The following is an 18,576-nucleotide window of genomic DNA, read 5'->3' as shown; positions in this document are numbered from 1 at the left end:
CCCACCGCAATATAATCTTATGGTTGATAGTTAGGCCGGTCTCCGGGCTTATGCAATGATTGCAATTACCGTTGCGGGGGCAGCGTTAGATTACTTAACCTAATAACAAGGTTCAAAATAGATGACTCTATTATGAAGGTTGCTTTAAGTTTTAGGTTACGTCACTAACTTCCCGATTATCTCAAGTCGATACTATGATCTGAGCACCTAGCTATTTAGACGGCTAGTCTGATGGCTTTATACCGAAAAGTCAAAGAAAGATATGCTGAACAGAGGAGTAGGTTTGTGTATAGAGGATGTGCTTCGTAAGTGTTACGAAGCACATAAAAGAAATACTTGATGTGAGATTAATTTGTTGAAGGCAGTTCCATGATGCCGTCAATCTCGATTTGCACACCTTTAGGTAATTCTCTTACACCGATAGCTGCACGTGCAGGGTATGGTGTTGAGAAGTGTTGGCTCATGATCTCATTTACTGTAGCGAAGTTGCTTAGATCCGTTAGGAAGATATTTACCTTAACCATGTCTTGTAAGCGACCACCTGCAGCTTCACACACGGCAGTAAGGTTTTTAAACACCTGTTGCGTCTGCTCTGCAAAGTCTTCAGAGATAACTTCCATAGTGTCTGGCACTAATGGGATCTGGCCAGACAGGTATACAGCAGTACCTACTTTAACCGCTTGGCTATATGTGCCGATCGCTGCAGGTGCATTGTCTGTTGAAATAATAGCTTTGTTCATAATAATCCTACTTTTTACGGTATACACGTTGAACATCAGGCATCACCCTGATCTTACGCATCACATCCGCGACGTGAACACGGTCTTTAACCGTGATACCTAAATCAATAATATATAAGTTACTTTCTTTTTCGTCAGTGGCAATTTCGACGATATTTGCGTTGGTACTTGCCACTACACTGGTTAATTTTGCAAGCGTACCTTGGTGGTTGATGATTTCAACTCTAAGACCTGCAATATATTCTTTCTCTGGGTTGTCATCCCATTTTACGACGAAATATTTCGAACGTTCACTTTCCCAGCCTTTAATGTTTTTACACTCTTGGCGATGAACGTTTAGGCCCTTACCTTGGCTCACATAAGCGGTGATGGCATCACCTGGTACTGGACGACAGCATTTCATGTAGTTAACTAGCATGCCTTCTGTACCTATGATCGCAGCTTTTGCCTTTTTAGCTAAGTGTTCAATACTGCCATCATCTTCGTCAAGATCATCATTTTGCAATAAGCGCTTGGCAATCAGCACACTCATGATATTGCCACAACCAATTTCAACAAGTAGTTCAAGCATGGTTGAAAGCTTGTGCTCTGCTAGTACACGGTCAATTTGTTCTTGCGAAATGTCACTTAATTGATATTCGCCAAGGGCAGAATCGAGTAAGCGACGGCCTAACTCTAGGGCCTCTTCTTCTCGTTGGCTCTTCAGATAGTTGCGAACACCTAAGCGCGCTTTACCTGTAACAATAAAATTTAACCAAGTGGCGTTAGGGTGAGCGCCAGAGCTTGTAATCACTTCTACGGTTTGACCTGTATCGAGCGCTTTGCTGAGCGGATAAGGTTTACGATTTACACGCGCGCCTACACAGGTGTTACCGACATCTGTGTGTACCGCATAAGCGAAGTCGACGGCAGTCGCACCCATTGGGAGTTCTACAATGCGGCCGTCTGGCGTGAAGACATAAATTTCTTCTGGGAATAGTTCAGTCTTAACGTTTTCAACGAATTCAAATGATGAACCCGCGCTCTGTTGTAATTCAAGTAAGCTCTGCATCCACTGACGAGCACGCTGCTGTGCAGTGTGACCCGCACTGTCGCCAGCCTTTTTATACATCCAATGCGCAGCAACCCCTTTGTCAGCCATTTGATCCATATCGTGGGTACGAATTTGGATCTCGACAGGAATACCATGTGGGCCAACAAGCGAAGTATGCAGTGACTGATAACCATTGGTTTTTGGTACGGCAATGTAATCTTTGAAGCGTGTTTCGATTGGCTTATATAAGTTATGTGCTACACCGAGTACACGGTAACAAGTATCAAGGTTATCAACAGCAATACGGAAAGCATAAATGTCCATAACTTCATTGAACATCAGTTCTTTATTAAGCATTTTACGATATATGCTATACAAGTGTTTTTCACGGCCACTGACATTTGCTTGAATACCAGCTTCTTCAAGGCGAGATTTGATCTCATTTTGAATATTGCTGATCACTTCTTTACGATTACCACGAGCTTTTGCGACTTCTGATTTTAGAGCGCGATGACGCATTGGGTAAAGCGCCTGAAAACCTAAGTCTTCTAATTCATTTTTAATGTCATGAATACCAAGGCGATTAGCAATAGGCGCAAAGATTTCTAACGTTTCGCGGGCGATGCGACGACGCTTATCTGGGCGAAGTGCGCCAAGCGTGCGCATATTATGCGTTCTGTCGGCAAGCTTAATCAGAATAACGCGGATATCTTGCGTCATCGCCATGATCATTTTGCGATAGTTTTCAGCTTGGAATTCTTTTTTATCTTTAAAGCTGAGTTTATCTAACTTACTTACACCCTCGACAAGCTCCGCGACAGTATTGCCAAAAATCTCAGCAAGATCTTGCTTGCTAAAATCAGTGTCTTCAATCACATCATGCATGAGTGCAGCCATAAGAGTTTCATGGTCTAAACGCATGCTGGCAAGAATTTGTGTCACTTCAACTGGGTGAGTGATATACGGCTCGCCACTAGAGCGAGTTTGCCCTTCATGGGCTTCACGCGCCACCACGTAGGCTTTTTGAACCAGTTCTACGTCAGCGGGGGAAAGGTATTCTGAGATCTTTTGCTTCAGGCCTTCAAAAAGATACATTCACACTCCAATGTTCCAGTGAAGTAATATGATGCTATGAATATACGATGAATTATCAGAGAAACCAATGGCTAGCTGTGACTTTTATGTCTACGGTGAGTAATTAACCTGAACTCTGGGTAATAAATCTATCTCCAGAGGCTACTTTCAACGCTAACAGCGTTGAATTCACTTGCAATAGGCTCGCTATTGACGCGCAAATTCGCCTTGCCTGCATGGATGTAGGTACCTTGGCGATAGCAGGACGCGTGAGCGGTGTTACCCTTAAAAGTCTCCGTCTGCAGATTAAATGATATTTATTATTGCAATATCAATATGCTAGTAAATCTCTTAACCAAAGTTCAGGCTAATATTTGTTATTGACCACTAAAAACAACAAAGCCAGCGTTAAAGCTGGCTTTGAGTATGAAGTGCAGGGGATTTTAGCTGTTACCGCCAACAATTGCAGCAACCGCAGCAAGCTCTGCAGCTTCTTGGTTTTGTTGCTCTTCACGATCGATCATATCAAGAGACGAGTTGTTCACAAGTCCTTGTTCGATCTCACGTAGGGCGATTACAGTTGGCTTATCGTTTTCAGCATCAACCATAGGATCTTTACCACCTACAGAGATCTGACGAGCGCGACGCGCCGCTACTAGGATTAAGTCAAAACGGTTACCAATTTTATCTACTGCATCTTCTACAGTTACGCGAGCCATCGAAGCACTCCAAAGTTATTCATGTCGAATTGGTAAGTTTACTTGATGCAAACCAATTCTCCAATAGGTGGTTAAAAATTTATCTTGTTTAAATGAGAGAGATTAAGCCAATAACTCAGCAATTAAACTTTGATGACGGTGTTTTTGTGCATCCAGTTCAAGGCGAGCAGCCATGACAATATGCTCAAGTTGCATTAGAGCTGTATCAAAATCATCATTTACTAATACATAATCGAACTCATCATAGTGCGAGCTTTCTGATTTTGCTTCCGCCATGCGCCCTGCAATTACTTCTTGAGAATCCTGTCCACGGTTGTTTAAGCGATTTTCAAGTTCGGCTTGCGACGGCGGTAAAATAAAGACCGTTTTTACTGATGGCATTAATTCACGAACTTGGCGCGCGCCTTGCCAATCAATATCTAAAAACACATCAATGCCTTGCTCAAGTTGAGACTCTATCGCCGCTTTTGAAGTGCCATAGTAGTTTTCGAAAACTTGTGCCCACTCAAAAAAGTCACCTTGATCAATTAAGGCTTTAAATTCATCTACACTAACAAAGTGATAGTGCTCACCATTGTTTTCACCTGGACGAGGACTACGGGTAGTGTGAGAAACTGACACTTTAATATCAGCATGTTTCTCTAACAGTGCTTTGATTAGGCTTGATTTTCCCGCACCAGAAGGCGCTGAAAGAATAAATAAATTACCGCGAGTTTGTGATGTCATAATTAAATCTGTGGCTTGAAACGTGATTTGGTTTCTAAAAGCACATTTTAAACCCTGCCAGTTTAATTAGCTAGAACAGATTTCGAACGCAATAAAATTGTCATACAGCGGTTGTAAAATAATCGGATACTGTTTCTGTTTTGGTGATCTGCAGTGGAGAGTGGTCGCATAGAGGCGTTTAAAATTGACGCGCAGAGTTTACAAACAATTTTAGACGAACGTTTGGTGGAGCCCTTATTTCAACCAATTTGCGATGTTGCGCGGCAAACTATTTTGGGTTTTGAGGCATTAAGTCGAGGCCCTGAAGGATCTGAATTAGAATCACCAAACGCCTTATTTTCAGCAGCACAGCGTTTTAATAGGCTCTCTGAATTAGAGCTATTATGCCGTGAGAAGGCGATTGAGCGTTTTGCTGAACTGAACCTATCGGGCAAATTGTTTCTAAATGTCAGCCCAAATACACTACTAGACCCAAATCACCCTAGAGGTGAAACTCTTCAGCTTATTCAACAATATGGGTTACAGGCCAACCAAGTTGTAATTGAAGTGACAGAGCAAGACAAAGTAGATGACGGCTTTTTGTTGCTTAAAACCATCGGCCATTACCGTAAATTAGGCTTTAACATTGCTATTGATGACTTAGGGGCGGGTTACTCTGGGTTAAAGCAGTGGTCAGAGTTACAACCTGACTTTGTAAAGATCGACCGCTACTTTATTGATCATTGCGATCAAAGCTTAGTTAAACGTGAGTTTTTAAAGTCAATTATTGAACTTGCTAAGGCAACGCGTACAGCTGTTATTGCTGAGGGTATTGAACGCGCTGAAGAATTAGCTTTAATCACACAGTTGGGAATTACCAATGCGCAAGGTTTTTTAATTGCACGGCCCTCAGCTGTGCCATTGAATGCCTATCCAAATACTTTAAAAGAGTCGAGCCAAGCACAAGGAAATGTGATGCATCGAGGTTTAGTTAAAACAATTGGCGAATTAACGCATGTCACTCCAGCTGTGTTAAATGGCGTATTATGCCAAGATGTACATCGCGTGTTTGAAAAAGACAAACAGCTGATGAGTCTCGCTGTCGTTGATGAGCAGCAAATGCCAATGGGTTTACTTCACCGAGATCAATTAACAGAAGTTTTTGCTGCGCCTTATGGTCACGCTTTGTATGCTAAAAAGCCTTTAGCTTCTCTCATGGACAAACAACCTTTAATTGTAGATGAGCAGTCTCAACTTGATGAGGTGAGTCAGTTAATTACAGAGCAAGACTTTGATATTCGTCGCCACATAGTGGTAACACAAGGCGGAAAGTATTTAGGCTTGGTACCACTTAGAGCAATTTTAAAACACATTACCGAAGAAAAAATTCGCAATGCACAGCATGCAAACCCGCTCACTATGTTGCCTGGTAATGTTGCAATAAACGAAGCCATAGAACAGCGACTGTTAAATAAACAAGACTTCACCTTGGCGTATATCGATTTAAATCACTTCAAGCAGTTTAATGACTTGTATGGCTATGCCAGTGGTGATGGAGTGATAAAACTGCTCGCTGAAGTGATAAGTGAATGTTGTATTGGTTTTTCTGGATTTGTGGGACATATCGGAGGTGATGACTTCATGGTGGTATTCGATGGCGATGACGCTGAGCCACTTTGCCGAGAAATTATCAATGAGTTTGAATTAAAGTCTAAAAGCTATTTTACCCATGAGCATGTAAAAGCAGGTGGCTACTGGGCTACAAACCGAGAAGGGCAGCAGCAGTTTGTGCCTTTGCTCACACTGTCCATTGGTCTTGTGTCACCGCATGTTGACAGCTGTCACAATAGTCATCAGGTAGCGGCGCTGGCAACGGATGCCAAGAAGGAAGCCAAACGTTATCGCAACAGCTATTTATTTGTGGCGAATAAGCGTCGACCAACAGTGGCGATTGTTTCTTAATCAGAAATACTTGAGTCATGGCTCTATTTTGGGTAGCTTAGAATAAAATGAGTGGGAGCCCACTATATGCAGAGACTCATCAATTTTTTCATTATTATAAGTGTTTGTGCTTCTTTTCAGCTTCAGGCAAAAGAAATTGAAACTATAAAAGTCGCGAAAGAGCCAAGAAAGCTTTATGAGCGAGATCATTACCTTTATGAGTTGCTCGATAAAGCGTTAAAAGCTGCAGACGCCACTTACGACTACGAGCATGTCACAGTTCATCCTCATCAACAGCGTACTTTGATGGCACTCTCGTCAGGAAAAGTTGACTTACATTGGAGTATGACCAGCCCTGATCGTGAGCAAATCGCAATAGCCATTCCTGTGCCTTTATTTAAAGGCTACATAGGTAAGCGGGCGATCATGGTGAAAAAAGAACGTCTTGCACAGTTCGCTGAACTTAGCAGTATTGAGCAATTGAAAGCATTTACTGCTGTACAAGGGCATGACTGGCCTGATACTAAAATATTGGCTTTTCATAACCTGCCGATAAAACCACTCTCTAACTATCAAGCTATGTTTAAATTATTAGCTGCAGGTAGAGTCGACTACTTCCCTCGTTCTTTCATTGAAGTGAACTCTGAGCTTGAAGAAAACCCAGATAAATTTGTGTTATTACCGAATGTATATTTGGAATATCCCACAGCATTTTATTTCTTCGTAAATAAAGCAAAGCCACAATTGGCAGATGACCTAAAGCGTGGATTGAATAAGTTAAAAAATAGCGGTGAATTTGATGCGTTATTTTCGCGTTATTTTGAAAAAGATCTAGCGCGGTTATCTATGTATCAGCCTGATAAGGCGATTAAGTTGAAAAACCCGTATTTTAATGCTGAATAAGGAACATTCAGTAAAACAAAAAAGGAGCCATCGGCTCCTTTTTTAAGTCAAACATACATGGCCATTACTTAAGTAATGACTCAGTTAATGTCGGACGAATTTCTTTTACGATTTGTTGGCAAAGTTTTGGGGAACCACACACGATGTTTCCACTCTTCGTGTAGTTAGTACCGCCAGCAAAATCTGTGATCATACCGCCAGCTTCTTTGATAAGTAGCTCACCTGCTGCTGTGTCCCAAGGCTTAAGACCGATTTCGAAGAAACCATCAATACGACCTGCTGCAACATAAGCCATATCTAATGCTGCAGAACCAGCACGACGAATATCAGCTGTGTGAACAAATAAAGCTTTGAATGCATCAGTGTATGCATCAATGTGATGCTTTTGCTTGAATGGGAAACCCGTCGCTAACACAGTACCTGCGATTTCGTTGTTTTTAGCTACGCGAAGACGCATGCTGTTTAGTTGTGCACCTTGACCGCGAGAAGCTGTGAATAACTCACTACGTACTGGGTCGTAGATAACAGCTTGGTCTAGGCGACCTTTAACTTTAAGTGCGATTGAAACGGCATAATGAGGAATGCCTTTGATGAAGTTAGTTGTGCCATCTAATGGATCGATGATCCACTGATAGTCAGCATCTTTACCCTCGGTAACACCTAGCTCTTCACCCACGATTGAGTGTTCTGGATACGCTTTTAAAATCGTTTCACGGATGATAGCTTCCGCGTCTTTATCTACGTTAGTAACAAAGTCGTTGCTGCCTTTTTGTTGGGCTTCAACACGTGATAAATCTTCACTTGCACGTAAGATCACTTTACCTGCATTACGCGCAGCGCGTACCGCAATGTTTAACATTGGATGCATAGCATTACCTTTGGGTTGTAAAAGAACAGTATAAATTCGTTGCCCACCGACAATACAGTAAGCACAGGACGGCGTATTCTAGCGATTTTTACTTTAAAGTAAACCCAAAAAACAAAATAAATCTGTTGTTTTTTTAACCGCATTGAAATTGCTATTAAAAAATATAAACGAAGATTTTTGAGTGGCTGAAATAGGCTGTGGTAAACTTAGCCAATTATCAATTTTCGTCGTATAGGCTTAGTGAAATGGCATTAGAAGATATTCGTATTGTGTTAGTTAACACCTCTCATTCAGGCAATATTGGTTCAGTTGCACGCGCAATGAAAACTATGGGGCTATCAAAACTATATTTAGTTGACCCGGCTTGTGAGGTGGATAGCCATGCCAGTGCCCTCGCAGCTGGTGCAACTGATGTACTAGGTAATAGCGTAACTGTGAGCAAGTTAGAAGAAGCCATTGCTGACTGTTCACTAACAATTGGTACAAGTGCTCGCTCACGTACTTTGTCTTGGCCAATGGTAGAGCCAAGAGAGTGTGCTCAAAAATTGGTTGATGGATCTGAAAGCGGCCCTGTAGCTTTAGTTTTCGGTCGTGAAAACAGTGGCTTGACTAATGAAGAACTGCAACTTTGTAACTACCACGTATGTATTCCTGCAAATCCTGAATATAGTTCATTAAACCTTGCGATGGCTGTCCAAACCCTTACCTATGAAACGCGTATGGCGTTTTTAGATAAGCAAGACAAGCCAGTAGAAGAAGACGACACAGTTTACCCAAGCTCGCAGCAAATGGAGCTTTTCTACGAGCACTTAGAAAGCACATTGAAAGAAACCGGCTTCATCATCAAGCAGCATCCAGGCATGGTAATGACCAAGCTAAAGCGTCTGTTTAATCGCGCCCGTCCAGAAAATCAAGAGCTTAATATTTTACGCGGTATTTTGACTTCAATTAACAAGTCTACAGGCAATAAATAACCCCTGATTATTTTTTGTTTAATACTTGACTAATTTAGTCGGGTAATTACAATGAGCAGTACTTGAGTAAATTACTCAGGTATTGCACTTGTTACTTTAGTGGTAAGTGTAGTGAGTAATACTTGACTATCCTAGTCAGGTAATTAAAATTCACCACCTGATAAAACGCTGAGGGGGCAATAATGAAACTAACATCTAAAGGCAGATACGCAGTCACAGCGATGCTCGATGTTGCTTTGCACGCCGATGTTGGCCCAGTTCCTTTAGCTGATATTTCTGAAAGACAAGAAATATCATTATCTTACCTAGAACAATTATTTGCTCGTTTACGTAAACATGGCTTAGTGAGCTCTGTGCGTGGACCGGGCGGCGGCTATTTACTTGGCCGAGATTCGCAAACTATCTCTGTAGGTGATGTGATTAATGCAGTCGACGAGTCAGTTGATGCAACCCGTTGTCACGGTGAAGGCGGCGGTTGTCAGAACGGCATGCGTTGTTTAACTCACACACTATGGTCTGATCTAAGTGAGCGTATTGCTGAGTTTTTAAATAATATTTCCCTAGCTGAGTTAGTCGCCAAATCTGATGTGCAGTCAGTTGCTTCTCGTCAAGATAGCGCTGTTAAAACTGCCATAAAGCAACTAGATAACATTCAAGTGAGCTGTCAACTTTAAGTTGGCGTCAAGCGGAGAAACCAATGAAATTACCGATATACCTAGATTATGCAGCAACCACTCCGGTTGATCAGCGCGTTGCAGATGAAATGATGCAATGTCTGACTATGGATGGCAATTTTGGTAACCCAGCATCACGTTCACACCGTTTTGGTTGGCAGGCCGAAGAGCTAGTGGACCAAGCGCGTAACGATATCGCTGATTTAATTAATGCAGATCCGCGTGAAATTGTTTTCACTTCAGGCGCGACGGAATCAAATAACCTAGCAATTAAAGGCGCTGCTAACTTCAATAAGAAGAAAGGCAAGCACATCATCACGGTTAAAACTGAGCACAAAGCCGTTTTAGATACATTCCGTGAATTAGAGCGTCAAGGGTTTGAAGCAACTTACTTAGAAGTTGAAGAAAACGGTTTACTTGACCTTAAAAAATTAGAAGCAGCAATGCGAGATGACACAGTACTTGTGAGCGTAATGCACGTGAACAATGAGCTAGGTGTTATTCAAGATATTACGACCATCGGTGAGATGTGTCGTGAGCGCAAGATCATGTTCCACGTAGATGCAGCGCAAAGTGCGGGTAAAGTAAAAATCGACTTACAAGAACTAAAAGTTGATTTCATGTCTTTCTCTGCGCACAAAATCTACGGTCCGAAAGGCATTGGTGCACTTTATGTTCGTCGTAAGCCACGTGCTCGTCTAGAAGCACAAATGCACGGTGGTGGTCATGAGCGTGGTATGCGCTCTGGTACGTTAGCGACTCACCAAATTGTTGGTATGGGTACTGCTTTCCGTGTTGCCAAGCAAGATTTCGAAAAAGACCATGCGCACATCAGCACGCTTCGCAAGCGTTTAATTGATGGCTTGATGAGCATGGATGAAGTGTATTTCAACGGCGCGATTGAGCAATCAGTGCCTGGTATTTCAAACATCAGCTTCAACTTTGTTGAAGGTGAGTCATTACTAATGGCTGTAAAAGACATCGCGGTATCTTCTGGTTCTGCATGTACTTCAGCAAGTCTTGAGCCATCGTATGTATTACGTGCGCTAGGTCGTAATGACGAGCTAGCACATAGCTCAATTCGTTTCAGCATCGGTCGATTCACGACTGAAGAAGAGATTGATTACACGGTTGAGTTACTTAAAAACTCAATTGGCCGTCTTCGTGAAATGTCTCCACTTTGGGAGATGCACCAAGAAGGTATTGATTTAGATAGCGTTGAGTGGACTCACCACTAATTTAACGTGTAGCAAGTTTATAGCGGGTAGCGAGGAAAGAATTATGGCGTACAGTGATAAAGTAATTGATCACGTAGAGAACCCAAGAAACGTAGGTGCTCTAGATAAAAACGATCCAAGCGTTGCAACAGGCATGGTGGGTGCACCTGCATGTGGTGACGTGATGAAGCTGCAGATCAAAGTGTCTGAAGAAGGCGTTATTGAAGATGCTAAGTTCAAAACTTATGGTTGTGGTAGTGCGATTGCATCATCTTCACTGGTAACTGAGTGGGTGAAAGGCAAAACACTAGACGAAGCTTCTGAAATCAAAAACACAGATATTTCTGCTGAGCTAGAATTACCACCGGTAAAAATTCACTGCTCAATTCTAGCTGAAGATGCGATTCAAGCTGCAATTGCAGATTACAAAAGCAAACAAGCTAAATAAGAGAGAGCGGCATGGCAGTAACATTAACTGACGCGGCAGCTAATCGCGTTCAGACATTCTTAGCTAATCGTGGCAAAGGCATCGGTCTTCGTTTAGGTATTAAAACGACAGGCTGTTCGGGCTTAGCTTACGTATTAGAGTTCGTAGACGAGTTAGACGAAGGTGATGAAGTGTATGAGCATAATGGTGTTAAAGTCATCATTGATGCGAAAAGCATGGTTTACCTTGACGGTACAGAGCTTGATTACACGAAAGAAGGTCTAAACGAAGGGTTTAAGTTTACCAACCCGAATCAAAAAGACGAATGTGGCTGCGGCGAAAGTTTTACAGTGTAACTGACCTTGCTGTTGTTAACAAAGCCCTGCCTTGGTAGGGCTTTGTTGTATAATATCATTTAGCATAATAATTTTAGCGCTTTAGAATGAGTTAACCTAATGCATTACTTTGAATTGTTTGATATTCCCGTTTCATATGATGTTGATCTAAATGCCATTAATACCCGCTATTTAGAATTACAACGCATTGTTCACCCAGACCGATATGCCGGAAAAAGTGAACGCGAAAAACTGCTGGCTGTTCAAAAAGCCGCAGAGATCAACGATGCATTAGCGGTGTTAAAACACCCAGTGAAACGTGCTGAGTATATGTTGAGTGAAAAAGGCAAAGACATTCGCGCCGAACAGCAGACTTTACAAGACCCGATGTTCTTAATGCAGCAAATGGAACTGCGAGAAGCGCTAGAAGATCTTCCGCAGAGTAATGATCCTGAAGCGGCTATTGAAGATTTTGAACAAGAAATTAAGCTACTTGATACACAATATTCAGCACAACTCGCATCGCAATTAAGCAGTGATGACGATGCACAGTTAGACGCTGCAGCTGATAATATTCGAAAGCTAAAATTTGTATACAAATTGCGTGATGAATTAGCGCGCATAGAAGACAGTTTATTCGACTAAACCAAATTGGTTTAATACTCAAACTATTTGTCGTTGCAAGTAGGCGCAATCGAGTGAAATCCCATGAGCATAGATTTTCTATGCGATAGGGTGGAGCGAGTGCCGTCAACACCGCTGCAGCTTTAAGTAAGAAGAGTATAGACACGAACCTAAAAACGTAGAGCACTATGGCACTATTGCAAATTGCTGAGCCGGGGCAGAGCGCGGCACCTCATGAACATAAGCTAGCTATTGGCATTGACCTTGGTACCACAAACTCATTGGTTGCGACGGTACAAAGTGGCGAAGCCAAAACCCTAACCGATTTTGATGGCTCAGCGATGTTGCCATCAGTGGTTCGCTACGAAGCTGATAAGATCACCGTGGGTCAAGTTGCCGCTGCGGCATCAGCAGAAGACCCGACTAACACGTTAATTTCAGTAAAGCGCTTCTTAGGCAAGTCTCAAGCTGAGATTGAACAAAGTTATGGGCAACTGCCTTATGAGTTCGTTGAAAATAATGGCAGCTTAGCCATTAATACTGTAGTGGGTGCAATTAACCCAGTACAGGCATCAGCAGAGATTTTAAAGTCACTTAAAGATCGTGCAATAGCCAGCTTTGCAGGTGAAGACATTAAAGGGGCAGTGATCACAGTACCAGCATACTTTGATGATGCACAGCGTCAAAGCACCAAAGATGCTGCAGAACTTGCCGGTCTAAATGTTCTACGTTTATTGAACGAACCAACAGCTGCTGCCGTTGCTTATGGTTTAGATTCAGGACAAGAAGGCGTGATCGCCGTTTACGATTTAGGTGGCGGTACATTTGATATCTCTATCTTACGTTTAAACCAAGGTGTATTTGAAGTTTTAGCAACGGGCGGTGACTCAAGCTTAGGTGGTGATGACTTTGACTCTGCACTTGTCGCACATTTTAAAGAACAAACGCAAATTAATGATTTAAATAATTCAGAGCTGCGTTTATTCATCAATAAAGCCAAAGCTTGTAAAGAAGCGCTATCTAGCTATGAAACCTTTAATGTTGGTTTAGAGCTACGTGATACATCTCACACAGTGACAGTAACACGCGCTCAGTTTGCCGAAATGGTGATGCCGTTAGTGAAAAAGACATTACGTGCTTGTCGCCGTGCGGTAAAAGATGCTGATGTATCGCATGAAGAAATCTTGCAAGTTGTTATGGTGGGTGGTTCAACCCGTATGCCAGTTATCCGTGAGCAAGTTGAAGTGTTCTTTGATAAAAAGCCACTGACTTCTATCGACCCAGATCGCGTGGTTGCAATCGGTGCTGCGATCCAGGCAGATATTCTAGTCGGTAACAAGCCAGATTCAGACATGTTACTGTTAGATGTATTACCACTGTCTCTAGGTCTAGAAACCATGGGCGGACTGGTTGAGAAAATCATTCCGCGCAACACCACGATTCCAGTAGCACGTGCGCAAGAGTTTACCACGTTCAAAGATGGTCAAACGGCCATGTCATTGCATGTATTGCAAGGCGAACGTGAACTGGTAGATGACTGTCGTTCACTGGCTAAATTTAGCTTAAAAGGTATTCCAGCAATGGCAGCTGGTGCAGCGCATATTCGCGTCACCTTTAAAGTGGATGCAGACGGTCTGTTGAGCGTTTCAGCGATGGAGAAATCAACGGGCGTGCAAGCTGAGATCCAAGTTAAGCCGTCATTTGGTTTGTCTGACGATCAAGTTGCGCAAATGCTTAAAGATTCAATGAGCAATGCCAAAGAAGATATGCAAGCACGTATGTTGAAAGAGCAACAAGTTGAAGCGCTGCGAGTATTAGAGGCGTTAGAAGCTTCTTTATCAACTGATAGCCAGCTATTAAATGATGACGAGTTAGCAGCCCTTCGCAGTGAAATGCAAAAGCTGGCTGATTTACGTGAAACTGCGACTTCACCAGATGAGATTAAAACGGCCATTGAAGCTGTAGATACGGCAAGTAGTGAATTTGCTTCGCGCCGTATGGATATGTCAATTAAACAAGCCCTTACTGGGCAGTCTGTAGACGAGGTATAAGTAATGCCACAGATTATTTTCTTACCCCATGAAGAGCTTTGCCCAGAAGGCGCGGCAATTGAAGCAAAGACAGGTCAAACTGTACTGGATGTTGCTTTAAAAAATGGTATTTCAATTCCTCATGCTTGTGAAAAGTCATGTGCATGTACAACCTGTCACGTGGTGATCCGTGAAGGTTTTGACTCACTAGAAGAGAGTGACGAGCTAGAAGATGATATGCTAGACAAAGCATGGGGTTTAGAGCCTGAATCACGTCTAGGTTGTCAGGCAATCATCAACGATGAAGACTTGGTTGTAGAAATTCCAAAATACAACCTGAACATTGTGAATGAAGATCACTAATACCAATCCTCCTAATTAAGCGATCTATTTTGAGGCAAGTAAAACTGTTCGATAGCAAGGCAAAAATTTTGCTATTTATTTGTTCTAAATAATAAATTTTTAACGAAGCTAGCGTCATTTTTAGTCCCTCAAAATGATTGAGTATTATTGAGGATTGGTATAATAGATTTTGATTATGAAAACCCGTAGTCTTTACTACGGGTTTTTTGTTTAAGGAGACAAAACATGTATTGGAGTAAGGCGTTAAATAGCTCACTTATTAATGGCAAGTCGTATCAAGGTAGCGATTCTTTCACTGTAAATAACCCAGCAAACGAGCAGTTGATTGAAACACTTTCATCGGTTGATATGGCAGGCTGTCAGCAGGCATTAGATGCTGCCATTACATGTTTTGAAGCGCTAAAATCGACTACAGCTAAACAGCGCAGCGATGTGTTATTAAAATGGCATAGTTTGATTTTAGAGCACAAGCAGGCATTAGCAGAGCTGGTTACCCTTGAACAAGGTAAGGTCTTAAAAGAATCTTTGGCCGAAGTTGATTATGCAGCGGGTTTTGTAAAATGGTTTGCAGATGAAGCGCTACGAAGTTATGGCGAAGTTATTCCGGCTAATAGTCCAACTCAACAGCTGACTGTCATTAAGCAGGGAGTAGGCGTGGTGTTTGGGGTCACGCCGTGGAATTTCCCTCTTGCCATGATCAGCCGTAAAGTAGCCCCAGCCTATGCAGCGGGTTGTAGTTTTATCCTCAAGCCATCTGAATATACACCATTAAGTGCATTGGCGCTGTGCCAGCTTGCATTGCAAGCGGGTATGGAAACGGGCGCATTTCAAACTTTAGTCACAGAAGATGCTGCACAGGTTGGCGCGTTTTTTTGTGAACACAAACAAGTTAGAAAAATTACGTTTACCGGTTCAACACGAGTCGGACAAATTTTGTTATCACAAAGCGCCCAGTCAATTAAGCGAGCTTCTCTTGAGCTCGGTGGTAATGCACCTTTTATGGTATTTGAAAGTGCTGACATTAAAAAAGCGGTACAAGGGCTGTTGGTAGCGAAATTTAGAAATGCGGGTCAAACCTGCGTGGCAGCCAATCGAGTCTTAGTACAAAACACGTGTTTAGATGAGTTTTTAGCAGAATTAAAGCTGCAAACTGCTCGGTTAAAAGTGGCTGATGGTTTTACTGAAGGTGCCGATTTAGGCCCATTAATTAACACCGAAGCGAAACTAAAAGCACAAAGCTTAGTTGAAGATGCTGTTGCGCAAGGCACCAAAATTGCCTACCAAGGTGACGAGAAAGCGGGGCAGTTTATGGCGCCTATTATTCTGACTGAGGTAAACCAAAGTATGGAGATAAGTAGAAGCGAAATATTCGCGCCTGTGGTCGCCATTCAGACTTTCGAAAATGAAGCTCAGGCACTCACTATCGCTAATTCGGTTGATGAAGGTTTAGCTGCGTATTTTTATTCGCAAGATATGGCACAAGTTCAGCGTGTAGCGAACAGTCTTGAGTATGGTATGGTGGGTATTAATGAAGCGCTCATTTCAAACCCAGTTGCGCCATTTGGCGGGATGAAAGCATCAGGTCTTGGGCGAGAAGGAGCAAGGCAAGGTTTAGAGGAATACCAAGAAGTTAAATATCTCTGCCAAAGTTATTGAAGCAAAATAATTCTGGTGAGAATGTGTTGGCATTCTCAATTCGTACCACTAATGTGTATACAATTTTTCGCTGATTATCTAATCTAAAGCTGTTACACTCTTGCGCTTGTTAATTTTTGGTCAACAATTTTAAATGGCAACAGAGCAAAATAATTTAACACTTGTTGTATTGGCTGGTGGGCTTGGCAGTCGCTTTGGTGGTAATAAACAAATTACTCCTCTTCCCAAACTTGAGCGCACCATTATGGAACTGAGCATTGAAGATGCTTTCAATGCGGGCATTAAGCAAGCGGTGTTAATCATTAATAAAGCCGTTCGTGCAGAATTAGAGCAAACAATCTTGCCACGTCTCCCAAAGACGATGCATATCAATTTGGTTGAACAAAGTATTGATATGCTGCCTTCTGAGTTTAAGCATTTAGCCGATCACCGTACTAAGCCTTGGGGCACAGGGCACGCATTATTATGTGCAAAGCCTTATGTGACTGGCCCTGCTGTTGTTATTACTGCTGACGACTACTATGGACCTAATGCATACAAACAAATGGTAGAACACTTTAGTCAATCGCAAGATGCTAGTAGTATGGCCATGGTTGCCTTCCCAATTGAGAAAACCCTCTCTGAACAAGGGGGAGTAAACCGGGGTATTTGTGAAGTCGAGCAGCAATCGCTTAGGTGCGTGACTGAAACCTTAAATATTCATCAAACTGAACATGGCTTGGTGGGGGAAATTGAGGGAAAATTACAAACACTAGACAGCCATTGCTTAGCTTCTATGACTTTTTGGGGGATTACACCCATCTTGATGGCTAAACTAGAATCTGATTTTAGAAAGTTTCTAGAAGCTTATGACAGCGATGTCAAAAAGGAGTATTATTTACCTAATTGCATCCAATCCTGTATAGAAAGTAAACTTGCATCGGTAAGTGTTTACTCAGCCATTGATTATTGGTTTGGTGTGACATATAAAGAAGAATTAACAAGCGTAGCAGGAAAGATTTATGAACATCGTCAAGGATGAGCAGATTACCACGCCAATAACACCAGTATCTGAGGTGACTATGACTAATACTGCGATAGCTGAGCATTTGTCGCAAGAATTTGGCTTAGACCACGAAAATGCCACAATAAAGCCAATAGGCAGTGGTCACATCAACACCACAATGTTGTTAAAAGACCCGCAGCGCGCTGTTGTTGTACAAAAGCTGAACACTGAAGTTTTTCCAAACCCCGAGCATCTAGTCGAAAATGCCAGAGCAATAGAACAGCACCTTACAGAAAAAGCTGCTGAAAACGACTATGCATTAGAGATTATAAAACATTTACCTACGACTTCAGATGATTATTTAGTGAAGGTAGATGGTGATGTCTGGCGTGCATTAGAGTTTATAGGTAAAAGCTACAGTGAAGATGTGGTGAGCTGTTCTGAAAAGGCGCAAACTGCAGCGAATGCATTTGGACAATTTGCACAAGCATTGTCAGACTTTGATGCCCAAGTATTGCACCATGTTATTCCTGATTTTCATAATTTGGCTATGCGTATTGCAGCGTTTAATGACAAGCTTGAAGCTGATAGCCAAAATCGAGCTGAAAAATGCCAAGAGGAAATTGCGTTTTGCCAAGCGCAATTTGGTCTTGCAGATGAGTTAGAATCGATCTACGGAACCATTCCACTTAGGCCGTGTCACAATGACACTAAAATTAATAACATGCTGTTCTGTAAAGAAACCGATGGCGCACGTTCAGTGATTGATCTAGATACATGTATGCCTGGTTATTGGCTGTTTGATTTTGGTGATATGGTGCGTACTTTTTGTTCTCCTGAAGAAGAAGATTCTACAAACCTAGATAATGTGCGAGTACGAGAAGAGATTTTTGCAGCCTTAGTTAAAGGCTATGTTGCGCCTTTAGAAAATGAGCTCACACCAGAAGAAAAGCAAAGTTTTTTACTTGGTGCCAAAGTGATGCCATTTATGATTGGCCTACGCTTCTTAACTGATTACTTGGATGGTGATAATTACTTTTCCACCAAGTACAGTGAGCACAACCTTCATAGAGCAAGAAATCAATTCAAGTTATATCAAGATGTAGTCGCGAAAGAAGCGCTGCTTGAAAAGTTAATACATAGCTAAAACATATAAAAAGCGCCATAGGCGCTTTTTTTTGTGCCAGAACAAAATAGGAACATATATTGGTCGCAACTGAATGACAGCGCTTGACTTATTGGTTAGGGTAAATACCAATCAGTCATAATACTTAACCAATTTGAGAAGCTAAAACTCACGCTAGCTGT

General features: G+C 42.1%; 18 protein-coding genes and 1 riboswitch. Of the genes, 13 read left to right on the top strand and 5 right to left on the bottom strand.

The genetic code is table 11. The features are described from left to right. Nucleotides 1–16: 16 nt before the first annotated feature. A riboswitch (cobalamin riboswitch) is annotated at nt 17–226 on the bottom strand. 121 nt (nt 227–347) lie between these two features. The 4 genes from PP2015_RS14935 to gmk form a co-directional block, all read right to left on the bottom strand. After that, the gene (locus PP2015_RS14935; RefSeq protein ID WP_058031058.1) at nt 348–740 is read right to left on the bottom strand and encodes a RidA family protein; all 393 of its coding nucleotides are present in this window, start codon (nt 738–740) and stop codon (nt 348–350) included. 7 nt (nt 741–747) lie between these two features. Beyond that, nucleotides 748–2,868, bottom strand: coding sequence for a bifunctional GTP diphosphokinase/guanosine-3',5'-bis pyrophosphate 3'-pyrophosphohydrolase (gene spoT / locus PP2015_RS14930; RefSeq protein ID WP_058031057.1), 2,121 nt, complete (start codon nt 2,866–2,868; stop codon nt 748–750). 422 nt (nt 2,869–3,290) lie between these two features. Further along, on the bottom strand, nt 3,291–3,566 hold the full coding sequence (gene rpoZ / locus PP2015_RS14925) for a DNA-directed RNA polymerase subunit omega (protein WP_058031056.1): 276 nt from the start codon (nt 3,564–3,566) through the stop codon (nt 3,291–3,293). Between the two features lie 102 nt (nt 3,567–3,668). Continuing rightward, nucleotides 3,669–4,292 carry a guanylate kinase gene (gmk, locus tag PP2015_RS14920; protein ID WP_058031055.1) on the bottom strand — a complete coding sequence of 208 codons (624 nt, stop codon included), beginning with the start codon at nt 4,290–4,292 and terminating at the stop codon, nt 3,669–3,671. Nucleotides 4,293–4,475: 183 nt separating this feature from the next. Between gmk and PP2015_RS14915 the strand changes: the two genes are divergently transcribed. Next, entirely contained in the window at nt 4,476–6,233 is a 1,758-nt protein-coding gene (locus tag PP2015_RS14915; RefSeq protein ID WP_058031667.1) for a GGDEF domain-containing protein, read from the top strand. 66 nt (nt 6,234–6,299) lie between these two features. Next, the gene (locus PP2015_RS14910) at nt 6,300–7,115 is read left to right on the top strand and encodes a substrate-binding periplasmic protein (protein WP_058031054.1); all 816 of its coding nucleotides are present in this window, start codon (nt 6,300–6,302) and stop codon (nt 7,113–7,115) included. A 64-nt stretch (nt 7,116–7,179) separates the two neighbouring features. On the opposite strand, the gene suhB is transcribed toward PP2015_RS14910, so the two are convergent. Then, nucleotides 7,180–7,983, bottom strand: a complete 804-nt coding sequence (gene suhB / locus PP2015_RS14905; protein WP_058031053.1) for an inositol-1-monophosphatase — start codon at nt 7,981–7,983, stop codon at nt 7,180–7,182. Between the two features lie 245 nt (nt 7,984–8,228). Here suhB and trmJ point away from each other — a divergent pair, with 245 nt between their 5' ends. From trmJ to PP2015_RS14850, 11 genes are all read left to right on the top strand, one after another. Next, nucleotides 8,229–8,957 carry a tRNA (cytosine(32)/uridine(32)-2'-O)-methyltransferase TrmJ gene (trmJ, locus tag PP2015_RS14900; protein ID WP_058031052.1) on the top strand — a complete coding sequence of 243 codons (729 nt, stop codon included), beginning with the start codon at nt 8,229–8,231 and terminating at the stop codon, nt 8,955–8,957. A gap of 182 nt (nt 8,958–9,139) precedes the next feature. Further along, nucleotides 9,140–9,631, top strand: coding sequence for a Fe-S cluster assembly transcriptional regulator IscR (gene iscR, locus PP2015_RS14895; RefSeq protein WP_058031051.1), 492 nt, complete (start codon nt 9,140–9,142; stop codon nt 9,629–9,631). A gap of 23 nt (nt 9,632–9,654) precedes the next feature. Further along, the gene (locus PP2015_RS14890) at nt 9,655–10,869 is read left to right on the top strand and encodes an IscS subfamily cysteine desulfurase (RefSeq protein ID WP_058031050.1); all 1,215 of its coding nucleotides are present in this window, start codon (nt 9,655–9,657) and stop codon (nt 10,867–10,869) included. Between the two features lie 43 nt (nt 10,870–10,912). Then, a complete protein-coding gene (gene iscU / locus PP2015_RS14885) occupies nt 10,913–11,296 on the top strand; it encodes a Fe-S cluster assembly scaffold IscU (RefSeq protein WP_058031049.1) in 384 nt (127 codons plus the stop codon). A gap of 11 nt (nt 11,297–11,307) precedes the next feature. After that, nucleotides 11,308–11,631 carry an iron-sulfur cluster assembly protein IscA gene (gene iscA, locus PP2015_RS14880; RefSeq protein ID WP_058031048.1) on the top strand — a complete coding sequence of 108 codons (324 nt, stop codon included), beginning with the start codon at nt 11,308–11,310 and terminating at the stop codon, nt 11,629–11,631. A 99-nt stretch (nt 11,632–11,730) separates the two neighbouring features. Further along, nucleotides 11,731–12,255, top strand: a complete 525-nt coding sequence (hscB, locus tag PP2015_RS14875; RefSeq protein WP_058031047.1) for a co-chaperone HscB — start codon at nt 11,731–11,733, stop codon at nt 12,253–12,255. Between the two features lie 167 nt (nt 12,256–12,422). Further along, entirely contained in the window at nt 12,423–14,285 is a 1,863-nt protein-coding gene (hscA, locus tag PP2015_RS14870; protein ID WP_058031046.1) for a Fe-S protein assembly chaperone HscA, read from the top strand. Between the two features lie 3 nt (nt 14,286–14,288). Next, entirely contained in the window at nt 14,289–14,627 is a 339-nt protein-coding gene (fdx, locus tag PP2015_RS14865) for an ISC system 2Fe-2S type ferredoxin (RefSeq protein WP_058031045.1), read from the top strand. Between the two features lie 225 nt (nt 14,628–14,852). Then, nucleotides 14,853–16,283 (top strand): NAD-dependent succinate-semialdehyde dehydrogenase, encoded by a 1,431-nt coding sequence (locus PP2015_RS14860; protein WP_058031044.1) that lies wholly within the window; start codon nt 14,853–14,855, stop codon nt 16,281–16,283. Between the two features lie 133 nt (nt 16,284–16,416). Continuing rightward, nucleotides 16,417–17,304: a nucleotidyltransferase family protein gene (locus tag PP2015_RS14855; RefSeq protein ID WP_058031043.1), complete on the top strand. Its 888-nt coding sequence runs from the start codon at nt 16,417–16,419 to the stop codon at nt 17,302–17,304. A gap of 40 nt (nt 17,305–17,344) precedes the next feature. Then, nucleotides 17,345–18,415, top strand: a complete 1,071-nt coding sequence (locus tag PP2015_RS14850) for a phosphotransferase enzyme family protein (protein WP_058031666.1) — start codon at nt 17,345–17,347, stop codon at nt 18,413–18,415. Nucleotides 18,416–18,576: the final 161 nt, after the last annotated feature.

The sequence above is a fragment of the Pseudoalteromonas phenolica genome, from assembly GCF_001444405.1.
Lineage (GTDB): Bacteria > Pseudomonadota > Gammaproteobacteria > Enterobacterales > Alteromonadaceae > Pseudoalteromonas > Pseudoalteromonas phenolica.
This window is presented reverse-complemented; position numbering and strand designations above follow the sequence as displayed.